The 18,952-nt window shown below is 38.1% G+C and carries 5 protein-coding genes; all 5 read left to right on the plus strand.

From position 1 onward, the window contains the following. Positions 1-283: 283 nt before the first annotated feature. The 5 genes from BN3004_RS02580 (at position 284) to BN3004_RS02600 (ending at position 18,885) form a co-directional block, all read left to right on the plus strand. Positions 284-4,990, plus strand: coding sequence for an SHIRT domain-containing protein (locus BN3004_RS02580; RefSeq protein WP_058259702.1), 4,707 nt, complete (start codon positions 284-286; stop codon positions 4,988-4,990). Positions 4,991-5,012: 22 nt separating this feature from the next. Then, positions 5,013-7,433: an S-layer homology domain-containing protein gene (locus BN3004_RS08210; protein ID WP_082244052.1), complete on the plus strand. Its 2,421-nt coding sequence runs from the start codon at positions 5,013-5,015 to the stop codon at positions 7,431-7,433. 603 nt (positions 7,434-8,036) lie between these two features. Further along, positions 8,037-16,604: a S8 family serine peptidase gene (locus BN3004_RS02590; RefSeq protein ID WP_058259703.1), complete on the plus strand. Its 8,568-nt coding sequence runs from the start codon at positions 8,037-8,039 to the stop codon at positions 16,602-16,604. A 348-nt stretch (positions 16,605-16,952) separates the two neighbouring features. Next, on the plus strand, positions 16,953-18,179 hold the full coding sequence (locus tag BN3004_RS02595) for a putative DNA modification/repair radical SAM protein (RefSeq protein WP_058259704.1): 1,227 nt from the start codon (positions 16,953-16,955) through the stop codon (positions 18,177-18,179). A gap of 25 nt (positions 18,180-18,204) precedes the next feature. Next, positions 18,205-18,885, plus strand: a complete 681-nt coding sequence (locus BN3004_RS02600; protein ID WP_242854185.1) for a TIGR03915 family putative DNA repair protein — start codon at positions 18,205-18,207, stop codon at positions 18,883-18,885. Positions 18,886-18,952: the final 67 nt, after the last annotated feature.

Genomic DNA, 18,952 nt, shown 5'->3' on the forward strand with positions numbered 1-18,952 from the left:
TTCACGTTCGTGCGAAGCACCAAGGTTCTCGTACGAAAGTACGAGGTTCTTCAATTTGCATTCAATTGTAAGTGAAATTAATATTGATAAGAATGAATGAATAATAATCCCGTTATGTGAGTACATTGAAATGATGTGCTCACTTTTTTTGTACAATTGTTACAGTTGTGTTACAAAACCTCGCAAAGCTTGATTTTTGTGTGGGGGGGGGTGCTATGATAAGGGTAGATTACTGCGTCTAAAAACGCAGTGACTATATCTATATAATAAGGAGGAAAAAATTATGAAGAGGTTTATAAGCGTCTTGCTTGTGATAGCATTACTAGTACCGATGCTATGCGTTGACGTCTTTGCAGCAGATAAAACGGTAAGCGATTTTACTGGATTAAAGGCGGCAATAGCACAGGCAGAAGACGGCGATGCAATCACTGTTGCTAGTAATATCACACTAGATGAAACACTAGCAATTGAAAACAAAAATATAACAATAAAGGGGAGCGGCAAAATCAGTGCAGCGAGTGCACTAAATAATGTTAATACAAGAAAGAACACATTGTTTTATATTAATGGCTCAACAGTAACATTTAACGGACTAACTTTAGATGGAGCTAAGATAAACAGAGTTATTTACTCTGAAGCTTCTAAAATAACTTTAACAGATGCTAAAGTAATTAACGGTTGCCCTGGAAGCGATTCAAACATAAATCCAGGTGGAGGTATATTTTTAAGACGCGGATCACTAACAGCTACTAATACTGATTTTACAGGAAATACACCTGGAACTAATCAAAATTTACCAGCAGGCGATAAAGATTTTAATGGTGGTGCTATTTATTCAGGAAGCACTAAAGCTGATATTACAATTACTGGCGGAAAATTTGAAGATAATGAGGTAAAAGCTTACGGACACGGTGCGGCCATTTATCAAGAAAATGGTATTTTAAATGTAACAGGAACAAGCTTTAAAAATAATAAAGGTCACGTTGAAGGTGGCAATGCCGGTACTCAAGGAGCATGTATCCACACAAGAGACAAGGTAAAAGCTACAATTTCCAATGTAGAGGCTGAAATTGCAAAAGGTTTTAACACAGGTGGATTTTTAAGATCATGGGGAAGTGATGTAACAGTTACTAACTCTACATTTACAATAAAAGATTTAGGCGACGGCTATGGCTACAGCGGCGGAGCCTTGTGCTTTGAAAACGGCACAAGCAAAGTTACAGGCTCTACTTTTACCTGTACCGGATCAAAGCTATATCACGCAGGCGGTTTTATAGATATCGTTGGTGGTGGTACACATATAATTGATACCAACACCATGACAGGAGCTGGAAAAGAAAACGGACAACAAATAGCTTCCTTTGGTGGCGCAATTAGTGTAGAAGAAGGTGCAAGTGCAACAGTTACCATTACGAACAATACAATAAAAGATACTTCAGCTTCTGATAATGGCGGAGCCATTGCGATCGGAACACATAAAGGTAAAAGCACACCATCAACAGTAACTATGAGCGGCAATACCATTTCAAATGCTGGAACTTTATTTTGGGGAGCACAATATGGTGGAGGAGTATTTGTAGCTCCTGATGCCACAGTTACTATGACAAAAGACACTATTAAAGACACAAGATCTTCCTATGGTGGAGGAGTATATAACGAAGGTAAATTAACTATAAGTGGCGGATCATCACTAACTGGTGGTGTTGGCTCAAAACTAGGTGGAGAAATTTACAATAACGGTGAATTGACAGTAGATGATGCAACGATCACAGGTAACTTTGTAGGTGGAGCAGCTTGGCAACAATATGCAAGCCACGGCAAAAACTTTGAACTTGGCGGAACAAATATCTACGCTGAAAAAGATGTAACTATAACACCAAAGGCAAATATAACAACTGGCAAAGATGTAAGAGTTTTAGACGGACAATCAAAAATACTTTTAACAGGTCCTTTGACAAAAGAAATAGATGTTTCTGTGAGTGAAACCCCTGGAGGCAATGAAACTCAAAAAAGAAGAGTAGGCTATGTAGTTGCAGAAGGAACTGGATACACAGTAACAAAATCCGATGCAAATTTCTTACATTATATAGGTAGAACTAATAAAACTGATGCAAATCACTACTCAAATCAACCACGAGCGTCATATGCAGATGACAAAAGTACTGGCGAATGGGACTTTGTTCTTGATAAAGACAATAAAAAGGTAGTTCTTGGTCAAAGAGTTAAACTTATTTATCATGGCAATCTTGGTAAATTAGGCACAAATGATAAAGAAGAAAAAACTGTAGATGTTTATAAAAATCCTAACTTCTGGGAAAATCAATTAGAAGAATACAAAGTAGCTGACCCTGAAAGAGATAAATATAGCTTTATGGCTTGGTACTATTGGAAAGACGGTACAGTTGGAGATGAAGAAAGCTATGTTCAAGATATAAAGAAGCCAGATAATTTTAAAAATGATTTATTTGATTTTTCTAAAGTAACTTTCCAAAACAACGTAAAAGATACCGACCAAATAATCACTCCAAATATAATAAATACTTATGCTGGTTGGTCTCAAAATATAAGTATTCCTGTTTTAAAAGAATGGGTAGATGCTAAAGAAGCTGACAAAGTTGATGTAACTGTAACATTAAGTGGCGGAGAAAAAGATATAACCCTTACTTTAAAGAAAACAGAAAATTACTTTAACCAATTTCAAGATCTTAAAGTATTTACTAAATCATATCAACCAAATGAAGAAAAGAATATGAACTTAAAGTTCACTCCTAAGACATATAGTGTTGAAGAAAAATCGATAGATGGCTTTACTGCAAGTTATTCACCTCAAAGCATGATAGCAAATCAAGTAGCGGAAGTAAGTAGATTTGTAGTTACTAACAAAAAGATGTTCAAAGTAACATATGAATTTGTAAGTGGAACAGAAGGAAAAACTCTACCAGCAGCAATTGACGGATACAAGCCAACTGATGATACTGAATATGCAGATGGAGCAACAGTAAATGCAAAACAACCAACACAAACATCATATGAAGATACTGAAAATAATGGCACATGGACATTTACTTCATGGGATGCAAATTCAAAAACGATAGATAAAGCCGATGTAAAATTTGTAGGTACTTGGACTTTTGCAGAAACACCACAAACAAAATATAAAGCAACATATGAGTTTAGGAGCGGAACAGAAGGAAAAGAATTACCAACAGCAATTGAAGGATACAAACCAACAGATGATACAGAATATGCTGACAAAGCAACAGTAACTTCTAAAGCGCCAACACAAACATCATATGAAGATGCTGAAAATAATGGCACATGGACATTTACTTCATGGGATGCAAATTCAAAAACGATAGATAAAGCCGATGTAAAATTTGTAGGTACTTGGACTTTTGCAGAAACACCACAAACAAAATATAAAGCAACATATGAATTTGTAAGTGGAACAGAAGGAAAAACTCTACCAACAGCAATTGAAGGATACAAACCAACAGATGATACAGAATATGCTGACAAAGCAACAGTAACTGCCAAAGCGCCAACACAAACATCATATGAAGATACTGAAAATAATGGCACATGGACATTTACTAACTGGGATGCAAATTCAAAAACAATAAATAAAGCTGATGTAAAATTTATAGGTACTTGGACATTTGCGGCTAAACCAGAACCAACATCAGACTTCACTATCACAAAAACTGTTGACAAAGCATATTACAAAAAAGCTGGCGAAGTTTTAACTTACACTATTAAAGTAAAAAACACTGGAAATACAGATTTAACAGGTTTAAAACTAACAGATCAATTAGTAAATGTTACAGATGAACCATTTGATCTTGCTTCAGGTAAATCACAAACATTCACTTACAATTACACTATTAGCGAAGCCGATGTCACAGCAAAATCAGTAACTAATACAGCATCTGTAAAAATTGGCGATAACGGCGAACCAAAAGAAGCCAAAGCCACATCCATTCTCAAAGAAAAAGAAAAACGCGGCGATGTTTACGTTAGATACGAGACTGAAGACGGCAAGATCCTTGACGAATTCGCTGTACTAATCGATGTACCTGTAGGCACTTACTACTACACTGAAGAAAAAGCCTTCCCTAGATACAGATTCGTAGGTCTTGCGCCATACTCTGATCCTGCTGAAGGATACGTAGTTGAAGGCACTCAATATGTAGTTTATCTATATAGAAGAGACAGAGGCGGACGTACTCCTGACAGAAGGGACAGATATGAACGCGAAGAAAAAGAAGTAGAAGAGCCTATAGTTGAAGCAAAGAGAAAGCCAGAACTAAACAAAAAAGACCATAAGCAATACATGTATGGCTACCCTGACTGGACTTTCGTTCCAGCGGCTAATATCACTAGAGGCGAGGCAGCAGCGATGTTTGCAAGACTATTCAAAGAGTATCCAGGACTAGACTATAATTATAAAAAATACTACACTGACGTAGATGAATCGTACTGGGGCTTCAAAGAAGTTGCCTACTTATCAGAGTTTGGCATACTTAGCGGCTACAGCGACGGCACATTTAGACCAAATAACAAGATCACAAGAGCCGAGTTCGTTAAGATCGCTGAGTCATTCGAAGCATTGACATGGGGCTTGAGCCCTTATAACGATGTTGATGGTGGCCACTGGGCATTTAGATACATCGTTTCATCCGCAGCAAAGGGCTGGATATCGGGTTACCCAGACGGCTCATTTAGACCAAACAGCTTCATCAGTAGAGCAGAAGCCGTTACCATAGTCAACAAACTACTAGAAAGACGTCCAGATAAGGACTACATCGACACACATAAGCCAGAACTAAAACCATTCACAGACTTAAAACCAAGTTACTGGGCTTATTACGAGATATATGAAGCAGTAGACGGACACGACTACAACAGAAGCTTCACAGACATTGAAGAACACTGGTATAGATTGAACAATGAAAGATTTGTTTTCTCTCAACCAAGATATTATAGGTAGAAAATCTATTTAGGAGGAATTTATGAAGAAAATTTTAAGCATGCTTATGGCAGTCGTGATGCTGCTATGCTTAGTTCCAGTGCAATTGATGGCAGAGGATGCTAATGAAGCCGTTGTGCTTGATAATGGCCGTGCCGATGGACTTGAACTAGGCGATGAGATAGTACCTGAAAGAGTTGGAGAACCGCTAACAGGTGATGAAAATGTGACTCTTGTGGGTCAATGGATAAATGATTCAACTAAAAAAGAAAACACTCCAAAACATTATGAACTTACAGATAAGATTGGATATCCTTTGTATAACAGTGGTTTATTAAGGGGATTAGCTAAGCAATTCTTAGGCTGGTCTGATAAGGCTCCTGTTGACAATGGAGTTTTAGCTGATGGCGCAAAATTATATTCGCCAGAAGATACAATTGCAGATGTTTTTGGAAGTTCAATACCAGCAGATGCTAAAATTTATGCAGTTTATTATGAAATAAATAAACCTTTTGGAGATCCATTACCTAAAAATCCATTTGCTTTATTAGTTCCAGGTCAATTAGCTACTGAAATTAAAAATAGAATTAATGCTAATAAGATAATGATTGATGAGAGTTTAAAAGCTGAAGATATTTTGAAGGGTACTGACAACTACAGTTCTGATGGTGTCATTATTGATAAGTACAAAAAAACAGATGATGATAAGACAATTAACGAAGTAGTTTTAAACTCTGAGCTTGAGATGGATTGGGTAGCTGCAATGCTTGCATATAAAAATATAGCGGGAAGTAATCAGATATTACCAATTTTAAGCCGTAATTATGGAGAAAGATTTAAAAATAATGACTTTCCAACTGATGATGGCAAAGCTGCTGGCTACACTCACGTTGACTTAAACATGGATTTTGGCACTGATGAAGGACTTGTAATTCCTGATGAATTATTTTTAGAGTTTAAGAGCTACTCATGGAGACCGCTTTATGCCTTTGGTATTAAAGATGACGGAACAAAAGATGTTTTGAACAGCTTAGACGATTATAAAACTTTAGTAAAAAGCGATAATCCTAGAACGAAATTCAGTGTTAAAACTAAGTATAAAGCTGCAGATGGCAAGGATAAAAATTATAGAAAGATTACTGTTAGAGTTGTGCTAAGACAATGGGATCCAAATGATAAGAATACAAATCGTGGTTTTACAGGAGAAAGAATTCATGAAAGTAAGATAAAAAAAGGACCTCAAGGAACTGTAGCAAGTGAAATTTTATCTAATATGACCTTAAGAGTATTAGGCTCTGCAGATGGTATTGATAAAAAAAATATTGTAAGAATAACAGATGCAAGAGCAAAGGAACTTGCTGATAGTGAAGGAAAAGAAAGTATCACTATCACAGGATCTATTAAGGGATATATGCTTTCATCTCTTGGAACAGCTCAAGTAGGAAAATTCAATGTTCCACTAGAGTCTGATGCTGAAATTGATGAAAGAAAGGCGAATGAACTTAAATTATCATATGTTCACGAAAAAGATGAACCAACACCAAAACCAACAGAACCAAACACACTTATCCTAACACTAGATGAAAACCACAGAGGCGGCGAAATAACTAACATCGAAGTAGAAGAGGGCGACTTAATCGAGCCGCATCTATATATCCCTCGTAGAAGAGGATACATCTTTAAAGGCTGGAGCTACGATAGAGATCATCTTGACGAAGTAAAACCAGGCGATAGAATATATACAAACACTACTCTATATGCAATTTGGAAAAAAGCAGAAATAGAAAGAGAAGAAGAACCAGTTGAAATAAAAGGCGAAGATCACAAAACATACATCTTCGGTTACCCAGATGGCAGCGTTAGACCAAACGGATCCATAACAAGAGCAGAAGCAGCAGCAATGCTAGCAAGACTACTAAACATCGAAGCCATCGGTTCAGTTGCTAAACCAAACTTCACTGACACAGACAGCTCATGGTACAATAAAGCCATCAACGCAGTAGTATTTAGAGGCATAATGAAGGGTTACCCAGACGGACGCTTTAGACCAAACGCTCCTATAACTAGAGCAGAGTTCACTCAAATGATATCTACAATCGATAACAAGCCATATGGTGTTGCACCATTTGCAGACGTTCCTGGTCATTGGGCAGAAAGAGCTATCGGATCAGAATATCAAGCAAAGAGAATCACAGGCTACCCAGACGGACTATTTAGACCAGACGCCAATATCACAAGAGCAGAAGCAGCTGTAATCCTTAATAAGATTTTCGAAAGAAAATATGACAATTTATCATTATTAAAATGCAAAAACCCACAAATGATAAAGAGATTCACAGATCTAGACGAAAGCTTCTGGGGATGGAATGATATGGTGGAAGCAACTAACACTCACGAATATGTAAGAAGATACAAAGAAGATGTATTGAAGAGAGTAGAAGAAGATTGGCTACTAATTAAATAGATTTCGCATTCGATTTGCGATCTTGGCTAGTTTCGAATTATTTTGTCGCTGCGGAGTGCATTTGCACACGTTAAGTCCATGCACCAAGAGAACGAGTGAAGCGAAGTTCGATTGGCTATGTATGCTTTATGCCAGAGTTTACAAAGAGACGGAACTAAGTGAACGTCGATTTGCTTAAACTTACGGTAGGACGTATAGTCCTAAGTTCTTCAATTGAACGCGAAATTAATAAAATGAATGAATAATAATCTCATGAGTGAGTACATCGAAATAATATGTACTCACTTTTTTTCTTTTGCGTTCGATTTGCGATCTTGGCTAGTTTAGATGTGCAATGCTCGAGGACTATTAACACGGTTAAACTACTATTTGTAGTATTGCTATGTGACTATGCTACCACAAAGTGTGATAGTATCATTTTTATTTATATGTATAATTTTTCTTTATATATCTTGATTTATATGTTACAAATGTGTTACAATAAATTCGGTGGGTAAATTTACCTATTTTTTTACACTGAATGCTTTAGCATAGCAGATAGAAGAAGCGGCAGGTGTAAAACATCGCTTGCGTTAGCGAAATTTTAATATGGGGGAGGCAATTATGAAACGCAAAACTATTTCACTAATTTTATGCTTATGCATGATTTTTAGCCTATTTGCAGGTTATACAACTGTATTTGCAAGTGAAGAAAAGGGAGAGTACATAGTCTACTTAGACGTAGAAAAACAATCTCCTGGCTATGAAGAGGCTTATTTAAACAAGGATTACGGCAAGGCTATAAGCCTAGCGGACGAGGCTTTGGACTACTATGAAGGTGAGTTAAAGTCAATGTTTGCAGGCATTGAGGTGATATCTAGGGCCCAGCTTCTAGTTCCATCTCTTTGCGTAAGGCTTAATAAGAGTGATCTTGATGCTATCAAGGCGCTTGACTATGTTAAGGATGTCTTCAATAATGACATCATTCGTGAGCCTGACGTTGTTCGCTCTGACATGAGGGCCTTCAAGGACCAATCTGTCATGACTGACTCGATCAAGATGGTTAACTCGAACGAGCTTATCGGCAATGACGAAGTGCTTCAAAAGAAGTACAACGGTGCTGGCTCTGTCCTTGCTATCATCGATAGTAACATGGACCCAAGCCATGATGCTTTCTATTTGAGCAATGCTGGTTTAGCTAGACTTGGCAAGCTTGATATTAATAACTTTTTAAATGGCGGTAAATTAAGTCTTAAGGACAATACTCAAGATCAAAAGCTTTATGAAGACGTTTATAGAAGTGAAAAGATTCCATTTGGCTGGAATTATAATACTAACAAGAAGGACTTAAATCCTGAAAAAGAAAAAGCAGCTCACGGTCAACACGTTAGTGGTACTGTAGCTGGTAACGCCGTTCAAATCGATGGCAAAACTTGGAGAGGTGTTGCTCCTGAAGCTCAACTACTTATGATGAATGTTATGAAGCAAGGCTCAACATCTTCAAACATATACATCAGAGCTATGCAAGACGCGATAGTTATGGGGGCTGACGCGGTTAACATGAGTTTAGGCTCTACTAAGGGTCTTCCTGGCCAAGCCGATGGACTTGTTGGCAAGGCTATAAACAACGGTTACGCTGCTGATACTAACTTTGTTATAGCTGCTGGTAATGAAGGCGAATACCAAGGCAATCTTAACATTGATAACCCAGACTTTGGTACTATGGCGGCTCCTGGTATTGCGACTAACGCAATAACTGTAGCATCGCTTGAAAATAAAACTATGTATGTACCTGTCATTACTCATGACGGAACTAAATATATTTTCCAAACTGCTGGAGATGTTCAATATAAAAAAGGCGACTACTACTTAGTTGACTGTGGCAATGGTGTTATTAAGGCTGAAGATGATATTGACGATTTTAAAGGCAAGGACCTTAAAGGCAAAGTAGCTCTTATTAAGAGGGGCGGCAATACTTTTAGCGAAAAGGTTCTAAACGCTGAAAAAGCTGGAGCATTAGGCGCAATTATCTATAATAATGTTGAGGGCGAGCTATACATGGGCGTTAAGGGCAACAAGATACCAGCTATTGCCATAACTTTGGATACTGCAGAAAAGATAAAGAAAGATTTATCAAAGCCTGTGTCTATAGATATGAGACCACAAGAGGCTGATAACCCACAATTTGGCGAGCTAAGCTCATTTACTAACTGGGGTCTTTCAGCTGGTGGCTACATGAAGCCAGATATCACTGCTCCTGGCGGACACATCTACTCAACTCAAACTATGGGCAACACATTTGGCGATATGAGCGGTACTTCTATGGCTACGCCTCACGTTACAGGCGCTATAGGCGTTATTCGTGCTCGTCTAAATGAGATGCTTTTTGCAGGCGAAACTCATAAGGCGGCTTTAACTAAGACTATACTTATGAACTCTGCTGTTCCTCATGTAGATCCAAAAACTGGTCAAACTACTTCACCTCGTCGTCAAGGCGCTGGTGTTATGAATCTTACAAAGGCATCGATGCTTGATTTTACAGTAGTTGATAGAGATACTAAGATTGCTAGCAAATTTATAGGCAATGTTGACGATAAAATTACATTAAATTTAACTATACACAATTACTCAGGCACTCAAAAGGTGCTTACACCATCGGTTCAAGCGACTATCGAAGCACGCGATGGCAAGAAACTATTACTAAGACCTGATGAACTATTCTCAAAGACTTATGAAGACAAGAAAGTTACTGTACCAGCGCAAACTAGCGTTGAATACGACATAACTTTCCCAATCGAACACCTAGAAAAGGTAGAAGCGTTCACAAACGGCGCTTTCGTTGAAGGTTTCCTTCACTTAAGAGATGAAAATGGCATGGAAATTTCCTTCCCATTCGTTTCATTTAAGGGTAGCTATGACAATATTCCATCTATTGAAAAACCATTATACGAATTCGATTTCGAAAGTGAAAAACCAATGTACTGGAACCTAAAGACTAGGAACCATGACTGGTTTAAGTACTCAACTCACATAGAAACTAACTACGGAACATATAAAGATGATAAGGACAGAACATTTAATAACGTTATAATTGCTGGTCTTAAGAACTTTGACGATATCAATGAAAAGAAAAATACTGCTGAAGAACCAAAACCTATATTCACACCTATAGTTATATCACCAAACGCAGATAACTACCAAGACGTACTAAGCATTCAAATGGTTATGACTAGAACTGCTAATGTTAAGGCAAGTATCATTGATAAAGAAGGCAAGTCAGAAGACTTTAACATTGGTCTTAAATACACTAACATATCGACTGACCCTGATAATGACAAGAACAGAGACACATACCTTGGCTACACAGCTCCTGGCGCTGTTCCACTAAAGGATTATGAAGATGGTGACTACACTCTAAGGCTTACTGCAGCTGCTATCAAGGCACCTAAGGAAAGTTATCCAGAAACATATAGAGATATAAAATTCACTATAGACACAGTGGCTCCACAATTTGAAAACAGTTTTTATGATGAAAATACTAGAACATTAACATTTGATATAAAAGAAGAAGGATCTGGCCTTGATGAATTCAAAATTGAAGACGAAAGTGGCAAGGCTATGGACTTCACTAGAGAAGGAAATAAAGCTAAGCTAATTATTCCAGAAGGCAAAGAACTTTCCAATGTAAATATCACAGCTATGGACTTTGGCCACAACATAAACGAAGTAACAGCTGAGATGCTTGTATTTAAGGACATGTTCGGTTCTCTTGAAGTTGAGGTTAAACAAGCAGGAACTGAAGCTCTTAACCTTGAATACAAAGTTTATACTGAAGACGGAAAAGAGCTTAAAAACTACGAACATCTTAAGTTTGGCAAGTATAAACTTGTAGTTACAAACTATTCTAACAAATTCGAATTAAAGGGCGAAAGTGAAATTCCATTCGAAATATCACAAGATAATAAAAATTACAAGATAACTCTTGAATTTACTGAAATACCTACTGGCAGAATTACTATCAAAGTGGCATCAAAAGACGATCTTGAATGGACTGACTTTGATATATTTGCAAAGAACGTTAAAAATAATAAGGTATTTAAATTTATTCAAGACGAAGGCATATATGACAAGTACTTCGATGCTGACCTTCCATACGGCGACTACAATTTCTACGCAGAATTTAAAAATGGCAAAGAAGGCTACTCAATAACATTTGACGAAGACATGCCATTTACAGTTAACGGTTCAACTAACTACTCAACTGTAACTGCAAATATCAAGAGAAGCGGTTTCTACAAGGTTCATATCACTACTGAGGGCGCTGAAGGCGTTAAATACCTTGCTAAAGATAGTAAAAACGGAAGCATAGTTGGTCTTGACGAGTTAGCTGAAGGCACTTGGATGATATTCCCTGAAAAGATGCCAGAAGGCATGTATATAGAAAAGCCATATGAATATGTTACACTAACACAAGAAAAACCAGAAGCAAATGTGACTTTCACTTATGAAGAAATTGGCGATAAGAAATTTAAATTTAATATAAAAGATAATTATGAGGACGCTGAGTACTACTTATGCGACTTCTATGGATGGGTAACAAACGGCAAAGAAGGCAAAGCTTTTGACTATGAAAAAGGCGGCATCGAATTAACACCAGGCACTTACTATGTAGAGGCCGAGGCTGATAGAGAAAGATTTGGCGAAACAACTCTTACTATAGATAAAGAAAGCTATGAGCAAACATCTAGAACATTTAAGTCAACTACAGAAGCAGTTGAAGTAGAATTCAATTGGAAGGCTTATTCTGAAACAGATAAGATAAGTGAAGGCACCATCTTTGTTAATGATGACAATCTTCCTGCAGACTTGAAGAAAAATTCATATGAATATGTATTAACAGGAACAAAGGGCGAGCCTATAAAGAAGACTTTCATTAAGACAGGCTTCAGCACTTGGTTTGTTAATCTACCATATGACTACTACCAAGCAGAAGTAAAGGGCCTTCCTGAAGGTTACACTATTGATACTAAAGAATTTGTTATTAATAGCAAAGAGTTCCAAGTAGAATTTGTTGTAATACCTGAAAAGGAAGAAGAAGATAAAGAGAAAGTTAAGGTAAATTTTGAATTCTATTATGGCGAAGAAAAAATTAGCCCAGTTAGCTTTATACTTGATGGCGATGAAGAAACTGAATATACTGATGGCGAAGTAGAATTAACATTTGGTGAACATGAATTAGAAGTATTTGAACCAAAAGAATATATTCAAAAAGAAAAGTTTAGTACTATAACAGTTACTAAAGATACAAAGAATTTACGTATTGAGCTTGAAGAATATAAAGAACCACCAGCTCCATCAGGAGAAGGAACTATCACTGTAAAGATTTATGAAGTAAACGGAAAGAACGAAAGAGAAACAACTTCGTTTGCATATGTCGATTCAAAATTTGCGATGGGTGGAGAAACAGTTAAAGTTCCGTATGGTGAACATACTGTTAAACTTGCATCAACTTGGAATAGATTAGGCAAGTATGATGAAGAAAAGTCCGTTTCATCTAAAACTGTTAAAATTGATGAAAACAATCAAAACGTTGAAGTAAAACTTACTATGGTAGTTAAAGGATCAACACCAACACCTGAGCCAGATCCAGAACCAGAACCAGAACCAAACCCAGATGGTAAAGGAATTTTGAAGGTGGAAGTTTATGAATTTAGCGATGCAGGTGCTAAGCTGGATGCATTTGCAAATGTTATGCTTGATGGTGCTTTCAAAAAAGTTAAAGATATCAAGGAAGTTTCTTATGGTACACACACTGTGGAATTGTCTAGCTACACATGGAATATGTATGGCAAATATGATCCAGACAAATCCATAATCAAGAAAACTGTTACAGTTGATGCAAATAATCCAAACGTTACAGTTAAGCTATACAAAGTATTAAAAGGAACAAAAGCTAATCCACCAAAAGATGATGAGACAACACCGACACCAGAACCAACACCAGAGCCTGAGCCACAAGAGCCTATAAAGGGCAAAGCAAGTTGGGACATCAACTACACTGGCAGCAGAACTGGACTTAACTTCTTTGAACAAGTTAAGCTATATAAAGTTGTAGATGGTAAAGATGAAGAAGTTAAACTAAGCTTTGACCAAGAATATAAGAAAGCCGAAAAAGAGCTTGAATTTGGTAAATACGCTTATGTATTAAAAGATTTATCAGATTACCTAAAAGTTAATGTTAAAAACAAGAGAATAGAGTTTACTCTCGATGCAAAAAATCCAAGCTTCAAAGCAGTTTTTGAAATAGAAGATAAAAAAGAAGTTCAAATAGTTGAAGTAAGAATACCAAAGGACGCTAATGAAAGTCTTGATGATTATACAATCAGAGTCTTTGACATGAAAGGCAATGAAGTAGAAGGTGTTACAAAGACAGCTAAGGGCTTTGAATTCCCAGCTATTTCAGGCGTTAATTACGAACTAAGACTTGACGGAACAAAATACGCATATTACCCTAACATCATAAATGCATATCCAAGCCAAACATTCTCTAAATACATCAACATAGTTGCACCACTAATGTTAAAAGTAAATTCACTTGCAGGAGATGCTCCAGTTGAGGCTGATTATGCAGTTTATGCAAAGAATGTCAATGGAGTAACTTATGTAACTGACCTTAAGAAAGTACCATACATTGGCAATGGTAATCAATTGTACCAAGTTAAATTCTTAGGCTGCGAACAAGGCTATAAACTTGATGATGACGAAATAAAAGAGTTTACAGTAACAGAATTTTCTAGACAAGAGTTAACATTTAATTTTAAACTCGACAAAGATGTTGCAATAGTCAATAAAGAAGAGCTAAAAGCCTTAGTTTCAGAGTATGACAAGATCAAGGCTACAGAGGCTTACAAGAACGCTGGGCCAGCTAAGAGAAAAGCATACGATGATGCGATAGGCGAAGCAAAGATGGAGCTTGTAAAAGCAGTAACTACTCAAGAAGCTATCAACGCTTTAGTAGATAAAGTTAAAGATGCACGTGACGCCATCATCGGATCTATGGAAAATCTTAAGAAGAAAGAGCTTAAGAAGTTAATTGATGACGAAGCAAATGTTAAAGCAAAAGACACTTATAAATATGATACAGCTGAAGACAAAAAGGCTTACGACGACGCAATTACAAAAGGCAAGGAAGTTTATGAAGATGCAAATGCTACAGAAGAAGCCATTGACAAGTCTATAGCTGATATAAAGGCAGCTCTTAAGAAGCTTGATGGCTACAATGAAGCTGACAAGACTGAGCTTAAAAAGCTTATCGATCAATATTCAGAAGTAAGATATTCTGACAAGTATGTCAATGCAATTGAAAAAGAAAGAGAAGCTTATGAAGACGCCATCATCAATGCTACAAACTTATTCAATAATAAGAAAGCAAGTCAAGATGCTATAAATGCAGCTGTTGAGTCAATTAAAAAGGCTCTAGCAGGACTAAGTGGCGATAAAGTGCCGACTAAAAAGACTGAGCCAGTTAAGCTTGACGATGCTTATGTAAATGATAAGTACATTAGAGGTACAGGAACAGTTGGAGCGACTGTTTACTACGAACTTCGCTCTAAGGAAGCTAGCTTTGCTAATACTGAGTCTAAGCCAAGAGCTGCTATGCGTATTGCTAATAGCGGAACATTCTCGATAAACGTAGGTCAAATTCATGAAGATGACGAAATCATCGTTTATCAAAAAGAAGAAAAGAAATTAATGAGTGAAGGCGTTAAATTAAATGTACTTCCACTTAATACGGCTTATCTAGAACAATTGCTAGCTAAAGCAGATGATGTAGTAAAAACTGAAGCATATGCTAAGGCAAGTGAAGCAAATAAAACAGCTTTAACAGACGCCATAGCTAAGGCAAATAAAGTTTTGGCTGATTCTAAGGCAAATAAGGAAGATGTAGATGAAGCTGCAGGCGAGTTAGAAAGAGCTATTAAGGCTATAGACGAAGAGTCAATCGCAAGCGTGACAGTTACTTTCTATTATAATAATGGTGATAAAGCAGTAGAAGAAAAACTGCTTAAAGGCAAAACTGTAAGTAAACCAGCAGATCCACATAGAGATGGCTATATCTTTAAAGGCTGGTATGTAGACGAAGAATTTACTCGTGAATTTAATTTCGATGAGCCTATAGAGGAAAATGCAAACGTTTACGCAAAATGGGAAGAAATTCTTGAATACGAAATCACTTTCGATCCAGCTAATGGCGAAGCTACTTGGATTGAAAAGGTACGTGAAGGCGAAAAAGTTAAGGAGCCAGCAAAACCTACTAAGACAAATCACACATTTATCGCATGGCAATTTGATGGCGAAAACTATGATTTCAACACAAGTGTTATGGCAAATATGATGCTTATAGCTAAATGGGAAGAAAATAAAGTGGATCCACAACCACAACCAGAACCAAAACCAGATCCACAACCAGAACCATATGAACCGTACGAACCATATGAGCCATATAGACCAGAACCTAAACCATCTGAACCATTGAAACCGGTTGAACCAAGCAAACCTATTAACAATAATGAAGATGAAAAGCCAGTTGAAACAAAGAAGGACTACGGCATCATCACAGAATATCCTACAAACCCAGTTGAACTAAAAGACGTTCCAGCGGGTCCTGAAGGCGAAGCAGTTAGAAACTTAGTTTCATACGGCATCATCAAGGGCATGGGCAATGGCAAGTTCCAAGGCAATAAAACTATAACAAGAGCTATGGTTACAAGAGTCTTTATGCTTATCAGCAAGGACAAAGCCATTGACAAAGACGTTTACTTTGACGACGTTAAGAATGATAAATGGTATGCTGAATCAGTTAAGTGGGCAGCATCTAAGGGCATCATCGCTGGCTACACTGATGGCACTTTCAAGGCTGATAAGAAAGTTACTAGACAAGAGTTCTGTGTAATGCTAAATAACTTACTAAAGGCGAATGGCATTGAGCTTGAAACAGTAGTTCCAGTTGATGAAAAAGACTTTGCTAAGGCTGATAGCTGGGCAAAGGACGCGATGATCGCTATGAAGAGAGCTGGACTTGTGAATGTTGAAGCGAATGGCAAGTTTGGTCCGCAAAGTAAGTTTACGAGAGAGGAATTAGCGAAGACTATCGACTTATTAATCAAACTAGTACAACTAAAAGAGAAATAATAAATTTCGCATTCAATTTCTTTAGAAGTGATTGACACAAAAAATCAATAAAAATTATTAAGTGCATAGCTGTTTATCAGCTATGCACTTTTTATGTAGGAGCCAATCTCATCATAGCGCAAAGGTTCTTGACCAAATTTATGGGAAAGGTCCTTCTTTTTCCTGCAAAATTTGTGAATAAATAAATCTTATGATTGAATCACTTTGCTCAAAAGCAATTGTCACAACAAATCAATAAAAATACAAGATGCATAGCTAGCAATAGTTATGCATCTTTCTCTTTCCTCAATCCCCGCCCATATCTTGCCAAAATCGCCATTTAGTGATACAATATACTCAGGTGATACTATGGATTTAAAGGTGAAACTCAAAATTTTATCTGACTCGGCGAAGTACGATGCCTCATGCTCTTCGTCTAATTCTTCGCGCAAAAACGCAGGAGGCATTGGTAACGCCGCCTCATCAGGCATCTGTCACAGCTGGTCTGAGGACGGCCGCTGCATATCGCTACTTAAAATTCTATTCACAAACGTTTGCATCTACGACTGCGAGTACTGCATCAACCGCGCTTCGAACGATGTCGCGCGTGCCTCGTTCACGCCCGAAGAGGTCGCCGAGCTCACTATGAACTTCTACATCCGTAACTACATCGAGGGCCTTTTCCTCTCAAGCGCAGTCATCAAAAGCCCCGACTACACCATGGAGCAGCTTATTAGAACGGCTGAGCTCCTTCGTAACACCTATCACTTTAATGGCTATATACATATGAAGGTCATACCGGGCGCTTCAAAAGAGCTGGTCACAAAGCTATCGTCCCTGATCGATAGGGTGTCGGTGAATATTGAGCTGCCGACCGAACAGTCCCTTAAAATGCTTGCTCCGCAGAAAACTACTGAGGGCATCATGAAGCCCATGAACAATATAAAGCTGGCAATAGATGAGAACAAAGAGGACAGGTTGAAGTACAAGAGTGCGCCACTCATTGCCCCGGCTGGGCAAACCACGCAAATGATTATAGGCGCCGCGAATGAAAGTGACGAGACGATAATCACGAAGGCGTCGCTGCTTTATAAGGGCTTTAGCATGAAGCGCGTGTATTATTCGGCTTTCGTTCCTGTCGTTAAATCGAAGTACACGAGTGGCATCAAAGCCGCTCCACTATTACGTGAGCACCGCATCTATCAAGCGGATTGGCTGATGCGCTTCTACAAGTTCAAGCCCTACGAAATCGTTTCGCGCAAAAGTCCCATGCTCGACCTGGACCTTGATCCCAAGGCGTTTTGGGCGATTAATCATATCGAGCTCTTCCCGATCGAGGTCAACAAAGCGAGCTACGAAGAGCTTCTTCGCGTGCCCGGTTTTGGCCCGACGACCTGCCACAAGATTATCAATGCAAGGCGCTTTGCCAAGCTATCGTACACGTCGCTTGAGAACATGCACATCTCCTTAAAGCGTGCTAAATACTTCATCACAGTAGGCGGCGTCTACAGAGGCGGCAAGATCGATACACGCGAAAATTTGCGCATAAAACTCATGGATAAGGTGAATCTCAATGAACAGCTATCGCTATTTTGATTACGACAGGAGCTTCGAAGGCCTCATGACGGTCATCTTCGAGCTTTACGAGGACATCGAGCGCGCCAAATTCATGTCCGATGATCAAGGTTCCTTATTTGACACCAAGGTCTTTATCGCCACGGATATGGCAGGGGCCACTCGCGTACTCAAAGCGCTTGAGGACAAGTTTCCGAAGCGTTTCATGAGGGAGATAGTGGCAGTATTTTTATCCTGTGATACTAATAAAGAAGATATATTAATCAGGGCCATCAAAGGCGTCTTCGAGCACGGCTACGGCTACATCTTTTCCTCAGAGAAGGCTGCGAGCGAGTTTCGACGCATACGTAGAAATGTTTTAAGTGAAAACCATTCCTACAAAGGTCTACTCCGCTTCAAAGAGGTCGAGGGAGGCGTGATGCTAGCTGAGTTTGAGCCGAAGAATGACATCTTGACCCTTATCGTTCCTCATTTTGTGAAGAGGCTCCCTACTATAAACTTCGTAATCGCTGACGTGAAGCGCGGGATGGCCGCCATGCACATGAAGGGGAAGGTCGAGTTTTTGGAGCTAAAATCTCTTGACTACGCCATTAGCGAAAGAGAAAAGTTCTTCGAAGAGGCTTGGAAAGACTTTTACAAGACAATTGCCATAGATGAGAGACGCAATGAAAAGCTGATGATTTCAAATATGCCAAAGCGTTACTGGCGCTACTTAATTGAGAAATAGCTTGAAATTTGGGCACTTTTCCATTATAATAGTGTTAATGATTTTACTTGTCTAAAGAAATAAACAA

This window comes from Fenollaria timonensis, assembly GCF_001457835.1.
GTDB classification, from domain to species: Bacteria; Bacillota; Clostridia; order Tissierellales; family Peptoniphilaceae; genus Fenollaria; species Fenollaria timonensis.